The organism is Nitratireductor mangrovi (genome assembly GCF_007922615.2).
GTDB classification, from domain to species: Bacteria; Pseudomonadota; Alphaproteobacteria; order Rhizobiales; family Rhizobiaceae; genus Mangrovimarina; species Mangrovimarina mangrovi.
The window spans coordinates 956,085-979,399 of sequence record NZ_CP042301.2 but is presented as its reverse complement, the minus strand read 5'-3'; the positions used below and the strand labels follow the sequence as shown (position 1 = coordinate 979,399).

The window sequence follows — 23,315 nt, the reverse complement described above, 5'->3', positions numbered from 1 at the left end:
CGCGTCGTCGGTCAGCGCAATGTCTCGAGCAGCGCAAAGGCGCCCGCCATGTCGGCCTGCCGCGTAGCGCGTCGGCTTGCTGCTTCGGCATCTTCGCCCCACTGGGCAATATTCCAGTCTTCATCGACATGGGCGGCTGACCAAGCCGTATCGAACCCGATCGCCCCATCCTCGCATGCAAGCGCGATCAGGGCCGAGCCCGTCAATGTCGTCATCACATGCAGGCAAGCGAGGCGGAATGGGTCCGGCCGCGCGCGCAGATGGGTTCCCACCGCCGCAATGCTCTCGCGCGGCTGCTCGACATGCATGACGCCTTCGGCGAGGACAAAGCGTGCGCCAAGGCGGACCGTCGCCCAGTCGAGGACCGGGTCCCAGGCGGCCGCCTGCAATTCCACGAGGCGCTCCGGGCTTTCGGCGCGGTAACATACGAGGTCCGATGAGGCGAAACGAAGCAGGTCCTCCAGTACCGCCTGCGGATCCTGCATGACACCGTCTATGACCGTATTGGCAATGCGCAGGACCGGCATCGATGCCGGATCGATCAGTTCGCGCTGGGCAGCAAACTCGTCGGCGACCAGTCGCGCAGCGTCGGCGTTCGGCAAAAGCAGGCGCGAGCGACCCGGCGTGCGCACCGGCTTGCCGTCGAGTCTGATCTCGTACCCTTCGTCGTCCGCAACGTGCGTCGCCTCCTTATAGAAACGCTTCGGCAACGGCTGGCGCATCTGCTTTTGCGCCCGCTTCATCGGATTGATGTCCGAGAGGTTCGAGCCGTCTTCGAGGTCGCTCAGAATTTCGCGCATGATCCTGACCCGCGCCCAGCGCAGGCTCCTGTTCGTGTCGCTGCTCTATCAGGTCGCAGCTTCGCGGTCGACGGGAACGTCACGCGGGGGGTATGCGCCTGGCCGGACGGTTCACGATCACCAGACCAATGGCGATCAGGGCAAGTGCCACGAAAATGCGAAGCGACAGCGGCTCGTCGAGCAGCAGCCCGCCAAGAAGAACGCCGAATGCGGGCGTGAGAAAGGCGAAGCTGGTCAGGCCGGTCGCCGGATACCGGCGCACCAGCCAGAACCAGAGCAGATAGGTAAAGGCGACGACAAAGATGGCCTGGAACAGCAGGGCCGACGTTGCGAGCGCGGTCACTTCGCGAATGGCCGGCCCGGAAACCGCGAGCAGCGGCGCCGTCATCACGGCGGAGACGACCAGCTGATAGAGCAGAACCTTCTCCGCGCCAGCCGTCGCAAGCCGTGACCCCTTGATGACAATGGTCGTGGCCGCCCACAGCGCGCCGGCCACCAGGCACATGATATCGCCGCGGATCGCCGACGGATCGGGCAGGCTGAGATCATCGGAGAAGACGAGCACGACGCCGCAGAACGCAAGCGCCGTACCGCAAACCTTGAGCGCCGACATGCGCTCGCCGAGCATGAAGTGCGCGCCGATCAGTACCCAGAAGGGCATCGTGTTCACCATCAAGGCGCTGCGCGCGACCGTGGTGTAGTCCAGACCCCAGAAAATGAGCACGAACTCGGCGCCGAAAAGAAAACCCGCGGCCAGGCCTGGCCACAAGGTCCCATCACTCCCGAAGAGCCCTATGCCGCGCCAGCGACACCACAGGAATACGCACAGGGCGGCAACGGCGGAACGTGCGATGGTCATGAAGACCGGGCTGAAGCCCGTTCCTGCGATCTTTGCGGCTACGCCGTTCAGGCCCCACGAGAACGTCAGCCCGATCATCAAGAGGGCCGCGAACAGGTCGATCGCGTCGCGGCGATCCATGGTCTGCGAAATCGTCACGCGTGATGAGCTCCAGAAAAGGTCATCGGCACCGTCGCACTAATGCCCCTGCCCTCGCACACGGTACACGACGGCGCCAGATGACAATTCCACGAAGTCGCCGGTCCAGAGTTCGGAATTTGGTTTCATTCGCCGTCCGGCGTGTCGGCATCGAACCCAAGCAGATTGAAGCTCTGCACCATATGCGGCGGGAGCGGCGCGGTGACGTCGATGACGCCGCCGTCCGGATGCGGGATCACGATGCGACGTGCGTGCAGGTGCAGCCGCTTCTGGATACCGCCAGGCAACTCCCAGTTCTGATCGGCCTCGAAATATTTCGGGTCGCCGATGATCGGGCAGCCTATATGCGCCGCATGGACGCGGAGTTGATGCGTGCGCCCGGTGTATGGCTCCATCTCCAGCCACGAAAGCGCGGTGCCGGCCTGTTCGACGAGCCGAAACTGGGAGACAGCATGATCGGCGCCCGCTTCACCGTGGCGGGCAACCCGCACGCGGTCACCGTCGGGCGTTGCCTCCTTGACCAGCCAAGTCGAGATGCGATCCTCGCGCTTTCGTGGCACGCCCTTGACCAGCGCCCAGTAGGTCTTTTTCGCGTCCCGGCCGCGAAACGCCTCGGCAAGTTTCATTGCTGCCAGTCGCGTGCGGGCGATGACCAGGACGCCGGAGGTATCACGGTCGAGGCGATGTACCAGTCGCGGCTTCTCACCTTTCTTGTTTCGCCACGCTTCGAGCATGTTGTCGATGTGGCGCGAAACGCCCGACCCGCCCTGCACCGCCAGACCCGATGGCTTGTTGAGGACATAGACACGCTGGTCTTCATAAAGGAGCATCTGGGCGAGGAGTTCGGCATCGCCCTGACTGCGCATTGTGCGCGGCGTCAGTGGACCACCCCCCTTGCGGTCGACATCCAGCGGAGGCACGCGGATCACCTGCCCTGGCTCGACGCGGGTGTCCGACTTGGCCCGGCCGCCATCGACGCGGATCTGTCCCGAACGCAGGAGCTTCTGCAACTGGCCGAAGCCGAGACCGGGAAAATGCACCTTGAACCAGCGGTCAAGCCGCATGCCGGTTTCCCCGGATTCGACCTCTATCTGCTGGACACCCGCCATGATTTGTCGCTCGATCCTTTCGCGAGTGGCTGGCGCCTTAGCATCACGCGACGGTTCTCGCGAGCCACAATCCGCAAAACAGGGCCGCAATTGACCCGACCACACTGGCCGCTACATAGGCGACCGCGAGCCCGGTCGCGCCGCGCTCCCAAAGCAGCGCCACCTCCAGAGAGAAAGCCGAAAAGGTTGTGAAGCCGCCAAGCAGGCCGGTTGCAACGAAGAGCCTCAGTTCCGGGGGAACGCCCGCGCGTCGCGCCAGAAGTTCGACAAAGACGCCCATGGCGAGTGCGCCGACAACATTGACGGCAAGCGTGCCCCACGGAAACCCGGTTCCGAGCAGGCGCAATGCCGCCACGCCTGTCAGGTGCCGCAGCGACGCGCCGATGGCGCCGCCGAAGGCGACGAAAGCGAGTTCCTTCATGGAGCCACTCCTTCGCCATCCCGCGCGCCTTGTCAAATGGCGACGCGCGCCGGTTCCAGATCGACCCCTGAAGGCGCGTCGACTCCTAGGCCGGCATGGCCTGATTGGCCTTCTCGGGCGTTGCCCCGCATTCATCGACAAAGCTGGCGACGAATGCGGACAGCGCGTTCCAATTGGTGAACTCGTGGTCCTTGGTAACGTCGGTCGATCCGCCCTCGCGGTAGGCAATGTGCTTCATCAAGAGCCGCTTGAGGAAGTCGTACCGCGGATAGCGCAAGGCTCCGGCGGCCTGGTGAACCAGTCGCGGATGCCAACCGGTGCGGTCGAAGAAAGCTTCGGTAAGCTTCCGGATCTCCGCGTGCTCCTCGGGAAACGGCGACGCCGATGCCAGGGAGACCGACACGAACGCCCCCGGCAATTTTGCCAGATCGTCCGCGTGGGTGGAAAGCCAGTGTGCGATCGCACTTGGATACTGGCTCATATGGACAGGCGCGCAGACCATGACGGCGTCGGCGATGTCGAGATCGACGTCACCGAGGTCGCCGGCATCGAAGACGGTCGCCTGATGCCCCAGACTCTGGACCGTGGCCGAGATATTGCGCGCAATCTTGCGCGTATGACCCTCGACGGTTCCGAAGATGACGATCACATGCATGTTCCTGTCCTTTCCTCCTGGAAGGTTGGTCAGCAGACCCGGACCTCACAGGCCGCGAACGAAAATGTCGGATCGGGCTCGGCGCGGCTTGCATCGAACTGGCGACCGTCCACACACTGGACGCGAGCCTCGTAGACGCGCCGGCCACCGAGTTCGTATTCGCGGACCTTGATGAAGTAGCCGACCTCGCACTGCTCGGCGGCGGCGATTTCCTGCGCTACCTGATCCAGCCAGGCGGGATCGGTCGATTGCGCAATGGCCGGCAGGGCCATGGCCAGCAGCGCAAGGTGGCTTGTCGAAAAGGCCTTTCGAAGCATGCTGCACCTTCCCTTGATGAAAAGGCAGCATGCCAGTCGTCGACGCGCCGCGCCTTGATCGGGATCAATAAGCTCTTGAGCGATCCTCACCAGAGAGCGCCGCGAGCTGGCAAGCGATCGGCAGGCCGGGTTCTATGCCGATATTGAGAGCCCTTTCGTTTGCCGTGCTGACGACACCCGAATGCAACGTATCGGCTGCGTCACCTATGCGTGCGCTATCGTGCGAAACCACGCAGGCGGCAATGCCCGCGCGCTCGAGCACCTCCAGCCCGCGGATGCCGGCCCGATCCTTGCCGATGCCGGCATCGTTGAAAACATAAAGCCTTGCTGGAACCCGCACCGCAAAGAATGCCGCGCTTGTGCCGCCATGGGAACCCGATACCACGACGCGACCCGCATCCTCGGCCAAAATCTGCGTAATGGAATCGACGAGCACGACGCCGAGCCCACCAAAATCGACGACTCGTCGCTCCGAGACGCGCTGGCTAACGCCAGTCACGGCTCGCCGCCACGTTCGCGCCTAAGCTTTGCCCAGAACTCGAGCCGCTTGCGGATTTCGCGCTCGAAACCGCGCTCCGGTGGATCGTAGAAAGTGCGTCGTCCCATCTTTTCCGGAAAATAGTCCTGGCCGGAGAAGGCGTCTTCCTGATCGTGATCGTAGAGGTAACCGGCAGCATATTCCTCGGCTTTCATGAGTTTGGTCGGCGCGTTGAGGATGTGCTTCGGCGGCATCAGCGAACCATGTTCCTTCGCCGCTGCGGAAGCGGCCTTGAAGGCCGTATAGAGCGCGTTCGATTTCGGCGCCGTCGCCAGATAGACGCAGGCCTGCGCAAGCGCCAGTTCGCCTTCCGGCGAACCGAGATAGTCGTAGGCGTCCTTGGCGGCGTTGGCGATCAGAAGCGCCTGCGGATCGGCCATGCCGATATCCTCGCTCGCCATGCGCACCATACGACGGCCAAGGTAGAGCGGGTCCTCGCCGGCATCGAACATGCGGGCGAGGTAATAGAGTGCGGCATCGGGGTCGGACCCGCGTACTGACTTGTGCAACGCCGAGATCAGATTGTAATGACCGTCCTGGCTCTTGTCGTAGATCGGCGCACGACGCTGAACGATTTCCTGGAGAGCGCGGCCGTCGAAAACCTCGCCGCTGCCCGCGGCGCGCCAGATCTCTTCGGAAAGCGTCAGGACCGCGCGGCCGTCGCCGTCGGCCATGCGGATCAACACCCCCTTCGCCTCCTCGTCGAGCGGCAGTGGCCGACCCTCAGCTTCCTCCGCGCGCGCAAGCAGCAAGGCCAGCCCGTCAGCATCCAACGAGTGAAAGACCAGAACCCTGGCGCGCGAAAGCAACGCCGCATTCAACTCGAAGGAAGGGTTCTCCGTCGTGGCTCCGACAAGAACGATCGTGCCGTCTTCCATCACGGGGAGGAAACTGTCCTGCTGGGCGCGATTGAAGCGATGGATCTCGTCGACGAAGAGCAGCGTCTGGCGGCCGTTGGCGCGGCGCAGGCGGGCTGCCTCGAACACTTTCTTCAGGTCGGCGACGCCGGAAAAAATCGCCGATATCTGCTCGAAGACAAGATCGGTCTCGCCGGCAAGCAGACGCGCAACGGTGGTTTTGCCGGTGCCGGGCGGTCCCCAGAAGATCATCGAGCCCAGGGACCCGGAGCGGATCAGTCGGGTGAGCGCGCCCGCCTCACCCGTCAGATGCTCCTGGCCGACAACGTCTGCGAGCCGGGCCGGCCGCAGCCGGTCGGCCAGTGGCCGGCCCGGCTCCTGCCTTGGCGGCTGGTCAGCAGCAAAAAGATCGCCCATTCCGCCCTGCTTCAGTAACGCAGCATCTGGCGCAGAAGTTGGCCATTGCGTTCAACAGTGAAACGCCACCAGCGGGTATCCTGCGCGGCAGCCGCCTGCAGGCTGTCCACGCTTTCAATCGGCTCACCGTTCACCTCGCGCACGATGTCACGCGGCCGAAAGCCGAAGCCCGCCGCCGGTGACCCGCGCGGCACATCGACCAGGGCCACGCCCTTGGTGCCCGACGGCAGCCGCAGCCGGCGAACCAGGCGCGGCGACAATTCGGCAACGCGTGCGCCGGAGAACGGGCTGCGTCCGGCGATCTCGACCGGGGCGCCGCCCGAGCCCTCCGGCGCCCGCGCAAGAATCAGCGAAAGCTCGCGCTCCTCTCCCTGGCTCAGTATGCCCAACACCGCCTTGCTGCCCAGCGGCTGGGTGGCCAGGCGGTAGCCAAGCGCGTCGACATGCTCGATCACGGCGCCGTTGAGCGCAAGCACCACGTCGCCGGGCTTCAGGCCCGCATTCGCGGCCGGCCCCTCAGCGTCGACGGCGGTCACCAGCGCGCCGGCAGGCCGCGTCATGCCCAACGCCTCGGCGATCTGCGCCGTCACCGGCTCGAACTCTGCACCGATGAAGGGGCGCTCGAAATGGTCCTCGCCCTGCCTTGCCGCGGCAACCACGGCACGAACCATGTTGGACGGGATCGCAAAACCGATGCCGATCGAACCGCCCGTGCGGCTGTAGATCGCCGTGTTGATGCCGACCACGCGACCCGCCATGTCGATCAGGGCCCCGCCCGAATTGCCGGGATTGATGGCGGCATCGGTCTGGATGAAGAAACCGAAATCGACGATGCCAACATGGTTGCGCGCAAGCGCGGAGACGATGCCGCTGGTGGTGGTTTGCCCCACACCGAACGGGTTGCCGATCGCCAGCACCAGGTCACCGACCTGCAGGGCATCGGAGTCGCCGAGATCGATGGCCGGGAAATCATCGGCACCATCGATCTTCATGACGGCAAGATCGAGGGACTCGTCCTTGAGCAGGATGCGGCTTTCGAACTCGCGCCCGTCGGACATGGCGACGCGAACCTCGTCCGCATTGCGGATCACGTGGTGATTGGTGACCACGATCCCGGAAGGATCGACGATGACACCGGAGCCGAGCGAAGATTGGACGCGCGGCGGCATGCTGCGTCCGAAAAACTGCTCGAAAAACGGGTCGCCGGAAAATGGCGAACGCGCCGACACCATCTGCTTGGCGTAGACATTGACGACGGCGGGCGCGGTCTCGCGCACCAGCGGTGCGAACGACAACTGGATTTCCTCGCGCGCGAAAGGAACGCGGCGCTCCGGCCCGGCATCCACCGACATATCGTCGGCGGGTGCCGCCTTCGCCGGTTTCTCGGCACCCGGCAGCAGTTCGTTGAGCAGCCCGCGCAGACCTCCAGCGCCCTCCTCGGCCAGAAGCGGCCCGGCAGCGAAGATCAGCGCCGCCAGCATCACAAACAGCGGCGCGAACGCCAAGGTTTTGCGCATCACGAATCCTCCTTCGGCTGCACCGCGCAATTGTCACAAGGATTGTGCAAATTGGAAGGCGTTACCGACGTGGCGGCCGTTTGTCGGCGCACGGATGCCGTTGTGATAAAGAAAAGGGCCCTCCAGGGGCCCTTTTTGATGATACTCGAAACCGAGCGGCTTATGCCGCTTCGGTTTCCTCGGCGGGCGCTTCCGCTTCGGTGCGCGCACGGTCGGCGGCACCCTTGGCCTCGACATCGCGGTCAACGAACTCGATTACGGCCATCGGCGCGTTGTCGCCATGCCGGAAGCCCGCTTTCATGATGCGAATGTAGCCGCCGTTACGCTCCGCATAGCGCGGCGCGATCGTGTCGAACAGCCGCTGAACCAGCTTGTCGCTGCCGACCCGCGAGATCGCCTGGCGGCGGGCATGCAGGTCGCCGCGCTTGCCGAGCGTGACCAGCTTCTCCACGATCGGCCGCAGTTCCTTGGCCTTCGGCAGTGTCGTGGTGATCTGCTCATGCTCGATGAGCGAGGCGGCCATGTTGGTGAACAGGGCCTTGCGGTGGCTTGCGGTGCGGTTCAGCCGGCGGCCGGAACGTCCGTGGCGCATGAGCCTTCTCCTTCAAATCCTAACTGACCGGACCTGCCCGGCTGTCAATATTGGTCTTCGTAGCGCTTGGCGAGATCTTCGATGTTTTCCGGCGGCCAGTCCTGCACCTCCATACCGAGGTGAAGGCCCATGGCGGCGAGAACTTCCTTGATCTCGTTGAGCGACTTGCGGCCGAAATTCGGCGTCCTGAGCATCTCTGCTTCCGTCTTCTGGATAAGGTCGCCGATATAGACGATGTTGTCGTTCTTCAGGCAGTTGGCAGAACGGACGGAAAGCTCCAGCTCGTCGACCTTCTTCAGGAGCGCCGGGTTGAACGCAAGCTCGGTCACCTGTTCCTGGGCGACCTCCTTCTGCGGCTCCTCGAAATTGACGAACAGCGCCAACTGGTCCTGCAGGATGCGCGCGGCGAAGGCCACCGCGTCCTCGCCGGCGATCGAGCCATCGGTCTCGACCGTCATCGTCAGCTTGTCGTAGTCGAGAACCTGGCCTTCGCGGGTGTTTTCAACCTTGTAGGAGACCTTCTTGACTGGCGAGTAGAGGCTGTCGACCGGAATCAGGCCGATCGGCGCATCTTCAGCGCGGTTGCGCTCGGCAGGCACGTAGCCCTTGCCGGTGTCGACGGTGAACTCCATGCGGATCTCGGCGCCCTCGTCAAGCGTGCAGATCGCGTGATCTGGGTTCAGGATCTCGATATCCCCGACGGTCTGAATGTCACCGGCCACGACCACACCGGGGCCCTGCTTGCGCACGACCATGCGCTTCGGGCCATCGCTCTCCATGCGGATGGCGATTTCCTTGATGTTGAGGATGATGTCGGTCACGTCCTCGCGCACGCCGGCGATCGAGGAGAATTCGTGCAGCACGCCGTCGATCTGCACCGCAGTCACAGCGGCGCCGCGCAGCGAGGAAAGCAGAACGCGACGCAGCGCATTGCCGAGCGTCAGGCCGAAGCCCCGCTCAAGCGGTTCGGCGACGAGATTGGTGACGGTCTTGCCCTTGGACGAGAACTCGATCTTGTTGGGCTTGATCAGTTCCTGCCAGTTCTTCTGGATCATGTGTTCTTCCTTCCGGTACCCCGCCACCATCCAATCGTGGCGGGCGATCTGGAAACCGCAGAGGAGCGCAGCAATCCGCTCTTACGATGTGTGTCGAAACTCGTCAGACGCGCCGCTTCTTGCGCGGACGGCAGCCATTGTGCGGAATCGGCGTCACGTCGCGGATCGACGAGATCGTGAAGCCGGCCGCCTGCAGCGCGCGCAGGGCCGATTCACGGCCAGAACCCGGGCCGCTCACCTCGACCTCGAGCTGACGCATGCCATGCTCCTGCGCCTTCTTGGCGCAATCCTCGGCGGCGATCTGGGCGGCGAACGGCGTCGACTTGCGCGAGCCTTTGAAGCCCTGAGCGCCTGCCGACGACCAGGCAATCGTGTTGCCCTGCGCGTCGGTGATCGTGATCATGGTGTTGTTGAAGGTCGAGTTGACGTGAGCCACGCCCGACGAGATGTTCTTGCGTTCGCGACGGCGAACACGAGCGGCTTCCTTGGCCATCTTGGTCCTTTCGTTCGATATCGACGCCGCCGTAATGCCAGCGGCTACACCTCACGGCAGTCAGGATTGGGCAGGGGGCAGTCGGATTGCTTCGATTGCCTACTGCCGATTGCCGACTGCCTTACTTCTTCTTGCCGGCGATCGCCTTGGCCGGGCCCTTGCGGGTGCGCGCATTGGTGTGCGTACGCTGGCCACGGACCGGCAGGGAGCGACGATGGCGAAGACCGCGATAGCAGCCAAGATCCATCAGACGCTTGATGTTCATCGAGACTTCGCGGCGAAGATCGCCCTCGACCTGATATTCGCGGTCGATCGTCTCGCGGATATGCATGACTTCCGCGTCGGTCAATTCGTTGACGCGACGGTCGGTCGGAATGTTCGCCTTGGCGACAATGTCGGCGGCAAATTTGGGGCCGATGCCGTGGATGTACTGAAGCGCGACAACGACGCGCTTGTTGGTCGGAATATTAACGCCGGCTATGCGAGCCATCTCTTTCTCCATGTAGGCCGGCAGCGCCGGCGCTTGCGACTGACCCGCGTCCGGTGGAGGCCGGCCCTTGCGGGATGTTCCATCACGTAAAGCAACGGCCGAGCCTTGAAGGCCCAGCCGACCAAACGTCTGATGGGAGACGCGCCGCTATAGTCCAAGGCGCGCCTGCCGTCAACCGGGTCGGTTCAGTTTCCGCGCACGACCTCGGCAAGCAGGGCTTCGATCGCGTCCGTGACCTCATCGATGGAGGCCATGCCGTCGACGCCCTTGAGCATGCCCTTGGCATAATAGTAGCCGATCAGCGGCGCGGTCTTCTTGTAATATTCACGCAGGCGTTCGTCGAACACCTCGGGATTGTCGTCCTTGCGCGCCGGTTGCCCGGCGGCCTGTGCCTCTTCGGCCCGCTTGACAATTCGTCCCACCAGCGCCTTGTCGTCGACCACGAGTTCGATGACCGCGTCAAGCTTCAATCCGCGGTCGGCCAGCATGGCCTCGACTGAGTCGGCCTGCGCGAGCGTTCGCGGATAGCCGTCAAGGACGAAGCCCCCGGCGCAATCATCCTGATCGATGCGCTCGGCGACGATAGCGTTGACAATGGCGTCGGAGACGAGTTCGCCGGCTTCCATCACTGCCTTGGCGCGCAAGCCGACCTCGGTTTCGGCCTTGACCGCGGCCCGCAACATGTCGCCGGTCGACAATTGCGGAATGCCGTGCTTCTCGACCAACCGCTGTGCTTGCGTCCCCTTCCCCGCACCCGGCGGACCGAGCAATATCAGCCTCATCTCCCCCTCTTTCCTCCGCGCAGCTTCGATTTCTTGATCAGCCCCTCATATTGGTGCGCGATCAGGTGCCCCTGGACCTGTGATACCGTGTCGAGCGTCACGCTGACCACGATCAGCAGTGATGTGCCACCGAGGTAGAAAGGCACTCCGGTCGCCGAGATCAGGAACTCCGGCAGCAGGCAGACCAGCACGAGATAGATCGCGCCGACGACGGTGATACGGGTCAGGACATAATCGATGTACTCGGCCGTCCGTTCACCCGGACGATAGCCCGGAATGAAGCCGGAATGCTTCTTCAGTTGATCGGCGGTGTCCTTCGGATTGAACACGATCGCTGTATAGAAGAAGGCGAAGAAGGCGATCATGGCGGCATAAAGCACCATATAGAGCGGCTGCCCGTGCCCCAGCGTGGCGAGGATCGCGCCTGCCCAGCCAGGCAATGTCGAGGTATCCGAGAAACCAGCAAGCGTCGCCGGCAGGAGCAGCAGCGACGATGCGAAGATCGGCGGAATGACCCCGGCGGTGTTGAGCTTCAGTGGCAGGTGCGACGTGTCGCCCTGGAACATGCGGTTGCCGACCTGGCGCTTGGGATATTGGATCAGGAGCCGCCTCTGGGCACGCTCGAAAAACACGATGAGCGCAATCACCGCAATCGCCAGCACGATGATGGCCAGAATGATGCCGGTCGACAGCGCTCCGGTGCGGCCCAGTTCGAGGGTACCGCCCAGGGCGGAGGGAAGCCCTGCGACAATGCCGGAGAAGATGATCAGCGAGATGCCGTTGCCAATGCCGCGAGCGGTGATCTGCTCGCCGAGCCACATCAGGAACATGGTGCCGCCAACCAGGGTGATGACGGCGGAGATGCGGAAGAACCAGCCGGGATCGGTGACGATATCGGTACCACTCTCGAGTCCGACAGAAATACCGTAGGCCTGAACCGTCGCAAGCAGGACGGTACCGTAGCGGGTGTACTGGTTGATGACCTTGCGGCCCTGCTCGCCTTCCTTCTTCAACTGCTCGAGCGTCGGGATCACCGACGTCATCAGCTGCATGATGATGGAAGCGGAGATGTAGGGCATGATGCCGAGGGCGAAGATCGCCATGCGCTCGACGGCGCCGCCGGCAAACATGTTGAACATGCCGAGAACGCCGCCCGACTGCTGCTCGAACGCCTGCGCGAAGGCATCGGGATTGATCCCCGGGATCGGGATATAGGTGCCGAGGCGGTAGACGAGCAATGCGCCAAGGGTAAACCAGATCCGCTTCTTCAGATCCTCGGCCTTGGCGAAGGCAGCGAAGTTCAGATTGGAGGCAAGTTGCTCAGCAGCAGACGCCATGAAAAGTTCTCCGCTTCGTCACGCTTCCTGACCCGTCCGTCGCGGACGACGCGTGCGCCGAAGCCCCGAGATAGGCCCCAGCCGCCCAGGATGCAAGCGGCGGCCAGGGGCCGCCGCTATTGGTCGCACCGGAAACCGGTTACTCGGCGGCAGGCTTTTCCGGCAGCTTCACCGAACCGCCGGCCTTTTCGACCTTCTCGATGGCGGCCTTGGAGGCGCCGGCGATTTCGAAGGTCACCTTGGCCTTGAGTTCGCCATCGGCGAGCAGACGCACGCCATCGCGAACACGGCGGATAACGCCAGCCTCGACGAGCGCCTCGGCCGTCACCGGCTTCTTGGCATCAAGCTTCTTGGCGTCGACCGCCTGCTGGATGCGGGCCAGCGAAACGATGTTGAAGTCCTTCGGGAACGGGACCTTGAAGCCACGCTTGGGCAGACGGCGGTAAAGCGGCATCTGGCCGCCCTCGAACCCGTTGATCGAGACGCCGGAACGGGACTTCTGGCCCTTCACACCGCGCCCACCGGTCTTGCCGAGGCCCGAACCAATGCCGCGCCCGACGCGCTTGCGCGACTGGGTCGCGCCTTCCTTGTCGCGCAGTTCGTTGAGTTTCATGTCGATGCTCCAGCGTCGCTTACGCCTCGTCCACGACGCGGACGAGATGTTGCACTTTCGCGATCATGCCGCGCACGGAGGGCGTGTCCTCCAGCGTGCGGCGGCGATGCAGCTTGTTCAGACCAAGGCCGATCAGCGTCGCACGCTGCTCGGCCGGGCGGCGGATGGGGCTGCCGACCTGCTCGACCGTTACGGTCTTGCCCTTCTTCTTCTCAGCCATTTTCCTGTTCCTCTGTCAGCCGCGCGAGCAGTTATTCTTCGGCGGCGGCAGCGCCGCGACGCGCCTGCAGTGACGAATATTTGATGCCGCGCTGGGCAGCCACATCCTTGGGGTGCATCTGCTGCTTCAATGCGTCGAAGGTGGCGCGCACCATGTTGTAGGGATTGGACGTGCCCATCGACTTGGCCACGACGTCATGGACGCCGAGGGTCTCGAAGACGGCGCGCATAGGGCCACCAGCGATGATGCCGGTACCGGCCTTTGCGGCGCGCAGCAGGACGCGACCGGCGCCATGGCGGCCGGAGACGTCGTGGTGGAGCGTACGGCCCGACCGGAGCGGCACGAAGATCATGTCGCGCTTGGCGCTTTCAGTCGCCTTGCGGATCGCCTCAGGCACCTCGCGCGCCTTGCCGTGACCAAAGCCGACGCGGCCCTTCTGGTCGCCGACTACGACGAGTGCTGCAAAGCCGAAGCGGCGGCCGCCCTTGACGACCTTGGCGACGCGGTTGATGTGAACGAGCTTGTCGACAAATTCGCTGTCGCGCTCTTCGCGATCACGGCCGCGGCCGTCCCTGCGATCCTGTGCCATTATCCTGTTCCTTGTTCTTTTCCGGAAGCACGGCGGTTGATTTTTGCCTGACCCGGCGCCTTGGCCGGGGGGCGGTTTAGAACGACAGACCGCCCTCGCGGGCAGCCTCGGCGAGCGCCTTGACGCGGCCGTGGTAGATATAGGCGCCGCGGTCGAAAACGACCTCCTTGACGCCGGCCTTGACCGCACGCTCGGCAATCAGCTTGCCAACCGCGGCTGCGGCAGCGGCATCCGCACCGGTCTTGAGCGAACCCTTGACGTCCTTCTCAAGCGTCGAAGCGGCGGCGACCGTGTGGCCCTTCTGATCATCGATGATCTGGGCGTAGATGTTCTTCGACGAGCGATGGACCGAGAGGCGCAGGCGATCGCCGGCCACCGCCTTGACCTGGCGGCGGACGCGGGCAGCGCGGCGCTGGGTAGAATCCTTAGAAGCCATGGCCTGCTTTCCTTACTTCTTCTTGCCTTCCTTGCGCACGATGCGCTCGTCGGCATAACGCACGCCCTTGCCCTTGTAGGGCTCGGGGCCGCGATACTCGCGGATTTCCGCTGCGACCTGGCCGACCTTCTGGTTGTCGATACCAGTCACGACGATCTCCGTCGGCTTGGGCACGGTGATCTGGATGCCTTCCGGCGCCTTGTAAACCACCTCGTGGCTGAAGCCGAGAGAGAGCTGCAGATCCTTCCCCTGCAGGGCCGCGCGGTAACCGACGCCGGTAATCTCGAGACGCTTCTCGAAGCCGTCCTTCACCCCCTTGAGGATGTTCTGGATCATCGTGCGCGACATGCCCCATTTGGAGCGTGCGTCTTTCGACTGATCACGCGGATCGACCTTGATCTCGCCGTTGTCGAGCTTGACCAGAACCTCGTCGTTGACGACGAAGCGCAGTTCGCCCTTCGGGCCCTTCGCGATAACGGTCTGGCCATCGACGGACGCGGTCACGCCATCCGGCACCGCCACGGGTCTCTTACCAATACGAGACATGTTCCTGTCCTCGTTCGTTCTGTTTGGGCCCGATCAGAAGATCTGGCAGAGGATCTCTCCGCCGACATTCTGTTCGCGCGCTTCATGGTCCGCCATGACGCCCTTCGGCGTCGACAGGATCGAAATGCCGAGGCCGTTGGAGACCTGCGGAATCGACCTGGCCGAAACATAGACCCGACGACCGGGCTTCGAGACGCGGGCGATCTCGCGGATCACCGAAACGCCATCGAAATATTTCAGCTCGATCTCGATCTCCGACTTGCCATTGTCGAAATCGGTCTGGCTGTAGTCGCGGATATAGCCTTCGGACTTCATGACTTCGAGCACACGCGCGCGCAGCTTGGACGCCGGGGTCGAGACCTTGGTCTTCTTGCGGCCATAGGCGTTGCGGATGCGGGTCAGCATATCGCCGAGAGGATCACTCATGGACATCGCTCGCCCTCCTTACCAGCTCGACTTGACCAGGCCCGGGATCAGACCCAGCGAGCCCAGTTCACGCAGCGCAACGCGCGACATGTTCAGCTTGCGATAGAAGGCGCGCGGACGCCCCGTCACCTCGCAGCGATTACGGATGCGCACCTTGGAAGAGTTGCGCGGCATCGCGGCGAGCTTGAGCTGCGCGCGGAAGCGATCTTCCATCGGCAACTCACGGTTCATCACGAGCGCCTTGAGTTCGGCACGCTTGGCCGCGTGGCGCGCGACGAGCTTGCGGCGGCGCTTGTTCTTTTCGACTGAGCTGGTCTTTGCCATATCAGATTGTTCCTTTTTCGCTGCCGTTACTGCCGGAACGGGAAGTTGAAGGCCTTGAGCAATGCCCGGGCCTCGTCGTCCGTCGTGGCGGTCGTACAAACGATGATGTCCATTCCCCAGATCTGGTCGACCTTGTCGTAGTTGATCTCGGGGAACACGATGTGCTCCTTGATGCCCATGGCGAAGTTGCCGCGGCCGTCGAAGCTCTTCGGGTTAAGGCCGCGGAAGTCACGCACGCGCGGCAGCGCGATCGTCACAAGGCGATCGACGAAGTCGTACATACGGTCCTTGCGCAAAGTCACCTTGGCGCCGATAGGCATGCCCTCGCGCACCTTGAAACCGGCGATGGAGGTGCGTGCCCGCGTGACGACGGCCTTCTGGCCGGCAATCAGCGACAGTTCTTCCGCAGCCACGGTCGGCTTCTTGGAGTCCGCGGTCGCGGCCCCGACACCCATATTGATGACGACCTTTTCGAGACGCGGAACCTGCATCTCGTTGTCGTATGAGAACTGGTCGCGCAGCGCCTTGCGAATGGTCTCGTTGTAGAGCTTCTTCAGGCGCGGTTCGTAAGTCTCAGACATCGATCTCAACTCCCGAGCGCTTGGCGACGCGAACCTTCTTGCCGTCCTTGATCTCGAAGCCGACGCGGGTCGGCTTGCCGTCCTTGGGGTCGGCGAGCGCAAGGTTGGACATGTGGATCGGCGCATCGATGGAGATGATGCCGCCTTCCTGGTTCTGCGTCTGCCGCTGATGGCGGCGCACAACGTTGATGCCGCGGACGACGGCCTTGTCGTCCTTCGGCATGACTTTTAAAACCTCGCCGGTGCGGCCCTTGTCCTTGCCGGCGAGCACGACGACCTTGTCGCCTTTACGGATCTTCTGCATCAATCCGGCTCCTTACAGCACTTCCGGCGCCAGCGAGATGATCTTCATGTGGGCCTTCGCGCGCAATTCGCGCGGGACAGGGCCGAAGATACGCGTGCCGACCGGCTCTTTCTTGTTGTCCACCAGAACGGCGGCATTCTTGTCGAAACGAATGACGCTGCCGTCCGGACGGCGGATGTCCTTGGCCGTGCGGACCACGACCGCCTTCATCACGTCGCCCTTCTTCACGCGGCCGCGCGGAATGGCTTCCTTGACCGAGACGACGATCACGTCGCCCACGGAAGCGTATTTCCGCTTCGAACCGCCCAGCACCTTGATGCACATGACACGACGGGCGCCGGAATTGTCAGCGACGTCGAGGTTTGTTTGCATCTGAATCATGACTGGCCGCCTTCTTCTTGTTCATGGGAAGGGCTGCCCTTCCCGGCTTTCCGAAACTTTTCGCTACTCGGCCTGCGCTTCGGTCACCACGACCCAGCGCTTGTCCTTGGAGATCGGCCGCGACTCCTGGATGAGCACGGTGTCGCCCACCTTGTGGCTGTTGGCCTCGTCATGCGCCTTGTAGTTTTTCGACATGCGCACGGTCTTCTTCATCACCGGGTGGGTAAAGCGGCGCTCGACCTTGACGACGACCGTCTTGTCGTTCTTGTCGCTGACGACCGTGCCCTGCAGGATGCGCTTTGGCATATTCTTCTTCCTACGCGTTCTTGTCCGCCGATTTCTCGGCGACGATGGTCTTGATGCGCGCGATGTCCCGACGGACCTGCTTGACGCGCGAGGTCTTCTCGAGCTGACCGGTCGCCTTCTGAAAGCGCAGGTTGAACTGCTCCTTCTTCAGGCCGGCGAGCTCGTCATTGAGCTGATCCAGGGTCTTGGCCCTGACGTCAGAGGCTTTCATCGTTGCGCCCTTCCTATTCGCTCACGCGCTGGATAAAGCGCGTCTTGACCGGCAGCTTGGCAGCGCCCAGGCGCAATGCCTCGCGCGCGATCGTTTCGGAAACGCCGTCCAGTTCGAACATGATCCGACCCGGCTTGACGCGGCAGACCCAATAGTCGACCGAGCCCTTGCCCTTACCCATGCGGACTTCGGTCGGCTTGGAGGTGACAGGCACGTCCGGGAAGATGCGGATCCAGACGCGGCCCTGGCGCTTCATCTCGCGGGTGATGGCCCGGCGAGCAGCCTCGATCTGACGCGCGGTGACACGCTCCGGCTCCAGCGCCTTCAGCCCGAACGAGCCGAAGTCGAGCTTGGTGCCGCCCTTGGCGGCGCCGTGAATACGGCCCTTGAACTGCTTGCGGAACTTCGTGCGCTTCGGCTGCAGCATCGTTTTCTACTCCAAATTCCGTTTCCTGCGCGAGGAACGATCAGGCGTTCTCGCGACGACGGCCACCGCCGCCCTGATGCTCGCTCTCGATCGCACGGCGTTCCGACGCCATCGGATCGTGTTCGAGGATCTCGCCCTTGAAGACCCAGACCTTCACGCCGCAGGCGCCGTAGGCGGTCTGCGCCTCGGCAGTGCCATAATCGACGTCGGCGCGCAGCGTGTGCAGCGGCACGCGGCCCTCGCGGTACCATTCCATGCGCGCGATCTCCGCGCCGCCAAGCCGGCCCGAGCAGTTGATGCGAATGCCTTCGGCACCAAGGCGCATCGCCGACTGGACGGCGCGCTTCATGGCACGGCGGAACGCAACGCGGCGCTCCAGCTGCTGGGCGATCGACTGCGCGATCAGCGTGGCGTCGACCTCGGGCTTGCGCACCTCGACGATATTCAGATGCGTCTCCGACTGGGTCATCTCGGTCAGTTTGCGGCGCAGCTTCTCGATGTCGGCGCCCTTCTTGCCGATGATCAGACCCGGACGCGCTGCGTGGATCGTCACCCGGCACTTCTTGTGCGGGCGCTCGATCACGACCTTGGAGATCGCGGCCTGCTTCAGCTCCGACATCAGGTAATCGCGGATCTTGAGGTCTTCGTGCAGCAGCTTGCCGTACTCGCCGGTGTTGGCATACCAGCGCGAATCCCAGGTCCGGTTGATGCCGAGGCGAAGCCCGATCGGATTGACTTTCTGGCCCATCAGGCGGCCTCCACTTTCTCTTCAACTTCGCGAACGACGATGGTCAGGTTCGCGAACGGCTTCTCGATGCGGCTGGCGCGTCCGCGGCCACGTGCATGGAAGCGCTTCATGACGATCGACTTGCCGACAAAAGCCTCGGCGACAACCAGCGAATCGACGTCGAGATCGTGATTGTTCTCGGCATTGGCGATCGCCGATTCCAGGGTCTTCCTGACCGTTCCGGCGATGCGCTTGCGCGAGAACTCGAGGTCGGCGAGCGCGCTCGCCACCTTCTTGCCGCGGATCATGGCGGCAACCAGGTTCAGCTTCTGCGGGCTGACGCGGATCGTGCGCAGGACGGCGCGCGCCTCGTTGTCAGCAAGCCGGCGCGGAGCTTTGGCCTTGCCCATGACTTACTTCCTCTTCGCCTTCTTGTCCGCGCCGTGGCCGTAATAGGTCCGGGTCGGAGCGAATTCACCGAATTTGTGCCCGACCATGTCTTCCGACACGGAGACGGGAATATGCTTCTGGCCGTTGTAGACGCCAAAGGTCAGGCCGACGAACTGGGGTAGGATCGTGGAACGGCGGCTCCAGATCTTGATCACTTCGTTGCGGCCGCTCTCGCGCACCTTGTCGGCCTTCTTCAGCATGTAGCCGTCGATGAAGGGGCCTTTCCAGACTGAGCGGGTCACTTCGCCTTACCTCTTCTTATGACTTGCGCGCATGACGCGAGCGCATGATGAACTTGTCGGTCGCCTTGTTGGAGCGCGTACGCTTGCCCTTCGTGGGCTTGCCCCACGGCGAAACCGGATGACGACCGCCGGAAGTGCGGCCTTCACCACCGCCGTGCGGATGGTCGACCGGGTTCATGGCGACGCCGCGGTTGTGCGGACGCTTGCCGCGCCAGCGGGTGCGGCCCGCCTTGCCATCGTTGATGTTGGCATGGTCCGGATTGGAAACCGCGCCGACAGTGGCGAGGCACGACCCATGCACGAGGCGCTGTTCGCCGGAGCTCATACGCAGGATTGCCATACCCTGGTCGCGAGCGACAAGCTGCACATAGGCGCCCGCCGAACGCGCGACCTGTCCGCCCTTGCCGGGCTTCAGCTCGACATTGTGGACGATCGTGCCGACCGGCATCGCCGAAAGCGGCATGGTATTGCCGGGCTTGACGTCGGCCGAGGCGCTGGAGACGACCTTGTCGCCCACCGCAAGACGCTGCGGCGCCAGGATGTAGGACAGTTCGCCGTCATCATAGCGGATGAGCGCGATGAAGGCGGAGCGGTTCGGGTCGTACTCGATACGCTCAACCGTTGCCGCGACGTCGAACTTGCGGCGCTTGAAATCGATGACGCGATAGGTCCGCTTGTGACCCCCGCCGATGAAGCGCGCGGTCACGCGGCCGGCATTGTTGCGGCCGCCCGACTTGGTGAGACCTTCGGTCAGGCCCTTGACCGGCTTGCCCTTGTAGAGGCCGGAGCGGTCAACGATGACCAGCTGACGCTGGCTCGGCGTGACCGGATTGTACTTCTTGAGTGCCATGATCCTACCTCAAGCCTCTCAGAGACCCGTCGCGATATCGATCGCGTGGCCTTCGGCCAGCGTCACAACGGCTTTCTTGATATCGCTCTGCTGGCCGATGGTGCCGCGGAAACGCTTCACCTTGCCCTTGCGAACGAGCGTGTTCACGGACGTCACCTTGACGCCGAAAAGCGCCTCGACGGCCGCCTTGATCTCAGGCTTCGACGCCTTGCGAGCGACGTTGAAGACAACCTGGTTGACCTCGGACGCCATGGTCGACTTCTCGGTGATCACCGGGCTGACGATCACGTCATAGTGGCGGAGATCGGTCATTTAAAACGCTCCTCGAGAGCCTCGACGGCCGCCTTGGAAAGGACAAGCGTGCCGCGGCGCAGAATGTCGTAGACGTTGATGCCCTGGACCGGCAGCACGTCGATATTGGGGATGTTCGAGGCCGCCCGCTTGAAGTTCTGGTCAAGCTCGGCGCCACCGATCATCAGGGCGTTGTCCAGCCCGAGCTTGGCGAACGTCGCGATGAGCGCCTTGGTCTTGGCATCCTTCACCGACAGTTCGTCGACGACGATCAGCGTGGAGGCCTTCGCCTTCGCCGACAGGGCATGCTTCAGACCGAGCGCGCGCACCTTCTTGGGCAAATCGTGCTCGTGGCTGCGCACCACCGGACCGTGGGCACGGCCACCGCCGCGGAACTGCGGAACGCGGGCCGACGAATGCCGGGCGCGACCCGTACCCTTCTGGCGGTACATCTTGGCACCGGTGCGCGAAATCTCCGCGCGCCCCTTGGTCTTGTGCGTGCCCTGCTGCTTCTTGGCGAGTTGCCAGCGCACGACGCGCTGAAGCAGGTCTTCGCGCGGGTCGAGGCCGAAGATCTCGTCCGAGAGCGTCGCCTTGCCTGCGTCCTTGCCGGCGAGCGTTGTGATCTTGATGTCCATCACTCGGCCCCTTCCTGAGCGGCAGCTTCATTGGCGACCGCCGCGGCGGCGGCGCGGATCGCAGCCGGCTTCGGCGCGTTGTCGGGCAGCGCGGCCTTGACCGCGTCGCGAACCAGGATCCAGGCGCCCTTGGAGCCCGGAACGGCGCCGCGGATCAGGATCAGGCCACGATCGACGTCGGTGGAGACCACCTCAACATTCTGCGTGGTCACGCGCGTCTGGCCCATGTGGCCAGCCATCTTCTTGCCCTTGAACACCTTGCCGGGGTCCTGGCGCTGACCGGTCGAACCGTGCGAACGGTGCGATACCGAGTTACCGTGGGTCGCCCGGCCGCCACCGAAATTGTGGCGCTTCATGACACCCTGGAAACCCTTGCCGATCGAGGTGCCTGTGACGTCGACCTTCTGACCGGCAACGAAGTGGTCGGCCGTGATCTCGGCGCCAATATCGAGCAGGTTGTCCGGGGAGACACGGAACTCGGCCAGCTTCGACTTCGGCTCGACCGACGCGGCAGCAAAATGCCCGCGCAGCGCCTTGGTCGTGTTCTTCACGCGGGCAAGCCCGACTCCAAGCTGGACGGCCGTGTAGCCGTTCTTCTCCTGGGTGCGCTGCGCCACAACCTGACAGTTCTCCATCCGCAGAACGGTCACGGGCACATGTTCGCCCGCATCGTTGTAGATGCGCGTCATCCCCACCTTCTGTGCGATAACACCTGAACGCATCGGTTCAACTTCCTTCTCAAGAGTTCCCGGGCCGAGCCTCAAGCCCTGCCGCGCCTCTTCCCAAAGCCCCTTAGAGCTTGATCTCAACGTCGACGCCGGCGGCCAGGTCGAGCTTCATAAGCGCGTCCACGGTCTGCGGCGTCGGGTCCACGATATCGAGCAGGCGCTTGTGCGTGCGCATCTCGAACTGCTCGCGGCTCTTCTTGTCGATGTGCGGCGAGCGGTTCACCGTGAACTTCTCGATCCGCGTCGGCAGCGGAACCGGTCCGCGAACGCTGGCGCCGGTGCGCTTGGCGGTCGACACGATCTCGCGCGTCGAGGCGTCGAGCACACGGTGGTCGAACGCTTTGAGGCGGATTCGGATATTTTGTCCGTTCATGCGTCTTGTCCTTGTTTGACCCGGGCGCGGCGGGATTGCCGCACCCGCGCCAGACCGGTTTTTCCTATTCCGTGATGGATGCGACGATGCCGGCGCCGACGGTGCGGCCGCCTTCGCGGATGGCGAAGCGCAGCTTCTCCTCCATGGCGATCGGCACGATCAGTTCAACGTCAACCGTCACATTGTCGCCCGGCATCACCATCTCCGTGCCTTCCGGAAGCGTGACGACACCCGTCACGTCCGTCGTGCGGAAATAGAACTGCGGGCGGTAGTTGGTGAAGAACGGCGTGTGGCGGCCGCCCTCCTCCTTGGTCAGGATATAGGCCTCGGCCTTGAACTTGGTGTGCGGCGTCACCGAACCCGGCTTGCACAGAACCTGGCCGCGCTCCACGCCCTCGCGGTCGATGCCGCGCAGAAGCGCGCCGATGTTGTCGCCCGCCTGGCCCTGGTCCAGAAGCTTGCGGAACATCTCGACGCCCGTCACCGTCGTCTTCGAAGTCGGGCGGATGCCGACGATCTCGACCTCCTCGCCGACCTTCACGATGCCGCGCTCGACGCGGCCCGTCACAACCGTGCCGCGGCCCGAGATCGAGAACACGTCCTCGATCGGCATCAGGAACGGCTGGTCGACCGGACGCTCAGGCGTCGGGATATAGGCGTCGACTTCCTTCATCAGCTCGCGGATCGCGTCCTCGCCGATCTCCTTGTTGGAGTCCTCGAGCGCCGCCAGCGCAGAGCCCTTCACGATCGGAATGTCGTCGCCCGGGAACTCGTAGCTCGACAGGAGCTCGCGAACCTCGAGCTCGACAAGCTCCAGAAGCTCGGCATCGTCGACCTGGTCGACCTTGTTCAGGAACACGACGATCGCCGGAACGCCGACCTGGCGGGCAAGCAGGATGTGCTCGCGCGTCTGCGGCATCGGGCCGTCCGCCGCCGAAACAACCAGGATCGCGCCGTCCATCTGCGCGGCACCCGTGATCATGTTCTTCACGTAGTCGGCGTGGCCCGGGCAGTCGACATGCGCGTAGTGGCGCGCATCCGTCTCGTACTCGACATGCGCCGTCGAGATCGTGATGCCCCGCGCCTTCTCCTCAGGCGCTGCGTCAATCATGTCATACGCCTTGAACTCGCCAAAATACTTCGTGATCGCCGCCGTCAACGACGTCTTGCCATGGTCAACGTGACCAATCGTGCCAATGTTCACATGAGGCTTATTACGCTCGAATTTACCTTTTGCCATGTGAGGTCTCCATTTCCTGCTGCCCGCTGGCGGGC

General features: G+C 63.5%; 37 protein-coding genes. All 37 read right to left on the bottom strand.

All coding sequences use genetic code 11. The annotated features are described in order from the left end of the window. Positions 1 to 11 precede the first annotated feature (11 nt). Positions 12 to 800, bottom strand: a complete 789-nt coding sequence (locus tag FQ775_RS04790) for an ATP12 family chaperone protein (RefSeq protein ID WP_146298293.1) — start codon at positions 798 to 800, stop codon at positions 12 to 14. 79 nt (positions 801 to 879) lie between these two features. Next, a complete protein-coding gene (locus FQ775_RS04785) occupies positions 880 to 1,779 on the bottom strand; it encodes a DMT family transporter (protein WP_146301827.1) in 900 nt (299 codons plus the stop codon). 143 nt (positions 1,780 to 1,922) lie between these two features. After that, positions 1,923 to 2,906: an RluA family pseudouridine synthase gene (locus FQ775_RS04780; RefSeq protein ID WP_146298292.1), complete on the bottom strand. Its 984-nt coding sequence runs from the start codon at positions 2,904 to 2,906 to the stop codon at positions 1,923 to 1,925. A gap of 43 nt (positions 2,907 to 2,949) precedes the next feature. Next, positions 2,950 to 3,327: a fluoride efflux transporter CrcB gene (gene crcB, locus FQ775_RS04775; protein ID WP_146298291.1), complete on the bottom strand. Its 378-nt coding sequence runs from the start codon at positions 3,325 to 3,327 to the stop codon at positions 2,950 to 2,952. 85 nt (positions 3,328 to 3,412) lie between these two features. Continuing rightward, the gene (locus FQ775_RS04770; RefSeq protein WP_146298290.1) at positions 3,413 to 3,982 is read right to left on the bottom strand and encodes a flavodoxin domain-containing protein; all 570 of its coding nucleotides are present in this window, start codon (positions 3,980 to 3,982) and stop codon (positions 3,413 to 3,415) included. 29 nt (positions 3,983 to 4,011) lie between these two features. Continuing rightward, complete coding sequence (locus tag FQ775_RS04765) at positions 4,012 to 4,299, bottom strand: hypothetical protein (RefSeq protein ID WP_146298289.1); 288 nt, start codon at positions 4,297 to 4,299, stop codon at positions 4,012 to 4,014. Between the two features lie 64 nt (positions 4,300 to 4,363). After that, a complete protein-coding gene (locus FQ775_RS04760) occupies positions 4,364 to 4,735 on the bottom strand; it encodes a hypothetical protein (protein ID WP_206064829.1) in 372 nt (123 codons plus the stop codon). A 59-nt stretch (positions 4,736 to 4,794) separates the two neighbouring features. Beyond that, positions 4,795 to 6,111, bottom strand: coding sequence for a replication-associated recombination protein A (locus tag FQ775_RS04755; protein WP_146298287.1), 1,317 nt, complete (start codon positions 6,109 to 6,111; stop codon positions 4,795 to 4,797). A gap of 11 nt (positions 6,112 to 6,122) precedes the next feature. Continuing rightward, entirely contained in the window at positions 6,123 to 7,628 is a 1,506-nt protein-coding gene (locus tag FQ775_RS04750; RefSeq protein WP_146298286.1) for a DegQ family serine endoprotease, read from the bottom strand. Positions 7,629 to 7,788: 160 nt separating this feature from the next. Next, the gene (rplQ, locus tag FQ775_RS04745; protein ID WP_146298285.1) at positions 7,789 to 8,220 is read right to left on the bottom strand and encodes a 50S ribosomal protein L17; all 432 of its coding nucleotides are present in this window, start codon (positions 8,218 to 8,220) and stop codon (positions 7,789 to 7,791) included. A 44-nt stretch (positions 8,221 to 8,264) separates the two neighbouring features. Further along, positions 8,265 to 9,275, bottom strand: coding sequence for a DNA-directed RNA polymerase subunit alpha (locus FQ775_RS04740; protein WP_146298284.1), 1,011 nt, complete (start codon positions 9,273 to 9,275; stop codon positions 8,265 to 8,267). Between the two features lie 103 nt (positions 9,276 to 9,378). Continuing rightward, positions 9,379 to 9,768: a 30S ribosomal protein S11 gene (gene rpsK / locus FQ775_RS04735; protein WP_146298283.1), complete on the bottom strand. Its 390-nt coding sequence runs from the start codon at positions 9,766 to 9,768 to the stop codon at positions 9,379 to 9,381. Between the two features lie 121 nt (positions 9,769 to 9,889). Then, on the bottom strand, positions 9,890 to 10,258 hold the full coding sequence (rpsM, locus tag FQ775_RS04730; RefSeq protein ID WP_146298282.1) for a 30S ribosomal protein S13: 369 nt from the start codon (positions 10,256 to 10,258) through the stop codon (positions 9,890 to 9,892). 185 nt (positions 10,259 to 10,443) lie between these two features. Next, on the bottom strand, positions 10,444 to 11,040 hold the full coding sequence (locus FQ775_RS04725; protein ID WP_146298281.1) for an adenylate kinase: 597 nt from the start codon (positions 11,038 to 11,040) through the stop codon (positions 10,444 to 10,446). Beyond that, complete coding sequence (secY, locus tag FQ775_RS04720; protein ID WP_146298280.1) at positions 11,037 to 12,377, bottom strand: preprotein translocase subunit SecY; 1,341 nt, start codon at positions 12,375 to 12,377, stop codon at positions 11,037 to 11,039. The genes FQ775_RS04725 and secY overlap by 4 nt, the downstream gene beginning before the upstream one ends. A 139-nt stretch (positions 12,378 to 12,516) precedes the next feature. Continuing rightward, positions 12,517 to 12,990, bottom strand: coding sequence for a 50S ribosomal protein L15 (rplO, locus tag FQ775_RS04715; protein ID WP_146298279.1), 474 nt, complete (start codon positions 12,988 to 12,990; stop codon positions 12,517 to 12,519). Positions 12,991 to 13,009: 19 nt separating this feature from the next. Beyond that, positions 13,010 to 13,210, bottom strand: a complete 201-nt coding sequence (rpmD, locus tag FQ775_RS04710; protein WP_146298278.1) for a 50S ribosomal protein L30 — start codon at positions 13,208 to 13,210, stop codon at positions 13,010 to 13,012. A gap of 31 nt (positions 13,211 to 13,241) precedes the next feature. Further along, positions 13,242 to 13,799, bottom strand: coding sequence for a 30S ribosomal protein S5 (gene rpsE / locus FQ775_RS04705; protein ID WP_146298277.1), 558 nt, complete (start codon positions 13,797 to 13,799; stop codon positions 13,242 to 13,244). Between the two features lie 76 nt (positions 13,800 to 13,875). After that, on the bottom strand, positions 13,876 to 14,235 hold the full coding sequence (gene rplR / locus FQ775_RS04700; RefSeq protein WP_146298276.1) for a 50S ribosomal protein L18: 360 nt from the start codon (positions 14,233 to 14,235) through the stop codon (positions 13,876 to 13,878). A 12-nt stretch (positions 14,236 to 14,247) separates the two neighbouring features. Continuing rightward, positions 14,248 to 14,781 (bottom strand): 50S ribosomal protein L6, encoded by a 534-nt coding sequence (rplF, locus tag FQ775_RS04695; RefSeq protein ID WP_146298275.1) that lies wholly within the window; start codon positions 14,779 to 14,781, stop codon positions 14,248 to 14,250. Positions 14,782 to 14,814: 33 nt separating this feature from the next. Next, on the bottom strand, positions 14,815 to 15,213 hold the full coding sequence (gene rpsH / locus FQ775_RS04690; protein WP_146298274.1) for a 30S ribosomal protein S8: 399 nt from the start codon (positions 15,211 to 15,213) through the stop codon (positions 14,815 to 14,817). A 12-nt stretch (positions 15,214 to 15,225) separates the two neighbouring features. Further along, positions 15,226 to 15,531, bottom strand: a complete 306-nt coding sequence (rpsN, locus tag FQ775_RS04685) for a 30S ribosomal protein S14 (RefSeq protein ID WP_146298273.1) — start codon at positions 15,529 to 15,531, stop codon at positions 15,226 to 15,228. 26 nt (positions 15,532 to 15,557) lie between these two features. Beyond that, positions 15,558 to 16,112, bottom strand: a complete 555-nt coding sequence (gene rplE / locus FQ775_RS04680; protein ID WP_146298272.1) for a 50S ribosomal protein L5 — start codon at positions 16,110 to 16,112, stop codon at positions 15,558 to 15,560. Then, entirely contained in the window at positions 16,105 to 16,416 is a 312-nt protein-coding gene (gene rplX, locus FQ775_RS04675; protein ID WP_146298271.1) for a 50S ribosomal protein L24, read from the bottom strand. Before rplX ends, rplE begins: the two co-directional genes overlap by 8 nt. A gap of 12 nt (positions 16,417 to 16,428) precedes the next feature. Beyond that, positions 16,429 to 16,797 (bottom strand): 50S ribosomal protein L14, encoded by a 369-nt coding sequence (gene rplN, locus FQ775_RS04670; RefSeq protein ID WP_146298270.1) that lies wholly within the window; start codon positions 16,795 to 16,797, stop codon positions 16,429 to 16,431. Positions 16,798 to 16,860: 63 nt separating this feature from the next. Further along, positions 16,861 to 17,103 carry a 30S ribosomal protein S17 gene (gene rpsQ / locus FQ775_RS04665; RefSeq protein ID WP_146298269.1) on the bottom strand — a complete coding sequence of 81 codons (243 nt, stop codon included), beginning with the start codon at positions 17,101 to 17,103 and terminating at the stop codon, positions 16,861 to 16,863. Between the two features lie 10 nt (positions 17,104 to 17,113). Next, positions 17,114 to 17,314 (bottom strand): 50S ribosomal protein L29, encoded by a 201-nt coding sequence (rpmC, locus tag FQ775_RS04660; RefSeq protein ID WP_146298268.1) that lies wholly within the window; start codon positions 17,312 to 17,314, stop codon positions 17,114 to 17,116. A gap of 13 nt (positions 17,315 to 17,327) precedes the next feature. After that, complete coding sequence (gene rplP, locus FQ775_RS04655; protein WP_146298267.1) at positions 17,328 to 17,741, bottom strand: 50S ribosomal protein L16; 414 nt, start codon at positions 17,739 to 17,741, stop codon at positions 17,328 to 17,330. A gap of 40 nt (positions 17,742 to 17,781) precedes the next feature. Then, positions 17,782 to 18,489 (bottom strand): 30S ribosomal protein S3, encoded by a 708-nt coding sequence (gene rpsC / locus FQ775_RS04650; protein WP_146298266.1) that lies wholly within the window; start codon positions 18,487 to 18,489, stop codon positions 17,782 to 17,784. Continuing rightward, positions 18,489 to 18,878, bottom strand: coding sequence for a 50S ribosomal protein L22 (gene rplV, locus FQ775_RS04645; RefSeq protein WP_146298265.1), 390 nt, complete (start codon positions 18,876 to 18,878; stop codon positions 18,489 to 18,491). The genes rpsC and rplV overlap by 1 nt, the downstream gene beginning before the upstream one ends. 3 nt (positions 18,879 to 18,881) lie before the next feature. Further along, positions 18,882 to 19,160: a 30S ribosomal protein S19 gene (gene rpsS, locus FQ775_RS04640; RefSeq protein ID WP_146298264.1), complete on the bottom strand. Its 279-nt coding sequence runs from the start codon at positions 19,158 to 19,160 to the stop codon at positions 18,882 to 18,884. Positions 19,161 to 19,176: 16 nt separating this feature from the next. Further along, a complete protein-coding gene (gene rplB / locus FQ775_RS04635) occupies positions 19,177 to 20,010 on the bottom strand; it encodes a 50S ribosomal protein L2 (RefSeq protein WP_146298263.1) in 834 nt (277 codons plus the stop codon). Between the two features lie 18 nt (positions 20,011 to 20,028). Beyond that, complete coding sequence (locus FQ775_RS04630) at positions 20,029 to 20,322, bottom strand: 50S ribosomal protein L23 (protein ID WP_146298262.1); 294 nt, start codon at positions 20,320 to 20,322, stop codon at positions 20,029 to 20,031. Continuing rightward, positions 20,319 to 20,939, bottom strand: coding sequence for a 50S ribosomal protein L4 (rplD, locus tag FQ775_RS04625; protein ID WP_146298261.1), 621 nt, complete (start codon positions 20,937 to 20,939; stop codon positions 20,319 to 20,321). Before rplD ends, FQ775_RS04630 begins: the two co-directional genes overlap by 4 nt. Then, the gene (gene rplC, locus FQ775_RS04620) at positions 20,939 to 21,661 is read right to left on the bottom strand and encodes a 50S ribosomal protein L3 (RefSeq protein ID WP_146298260.1); all 723 of its coding nucleotides are present in this window, start codon (positions 21,659 to 21,661) and stop codon (positions 20,939 to 20,941) included. Before rplC ends, rplD begins: the two co-directional genes overlap by 1 nt. A gap of 70 nt (positions 21,662 to 21,731) precedes the next feature. Further along, positions 21,732 to 22,040: a 30S ribosomal protein S10 gene (rpsJ, locus tag FQ775_RS04615; protein WP_072606015.1), complete on the bottom strand. Its 309-nt coding sequence runs from the start codon at positions 22,038 to 22,040 to the stop codon at positions 21,732 to 21,734. Positions 22,041 to 22,104: 64 nt separating this feature from the next. After that, positions 22,105 to 23,280 carry an elongation factor Tu gene (gene tuf / locus FQ775_RS04610; RefSeq protein WP_146298239.1) on the bottom strand — a complete coding sequence of 392 codons (1,176 nt, stop codon included), beginning with the start codon at positions 23,278 to 23,280 and terminating at the stop codon, positions 22,105 to 22,107. Between the last annotated feature and the right edge of the window lie 35 nt (positions 23,281 to 23,315).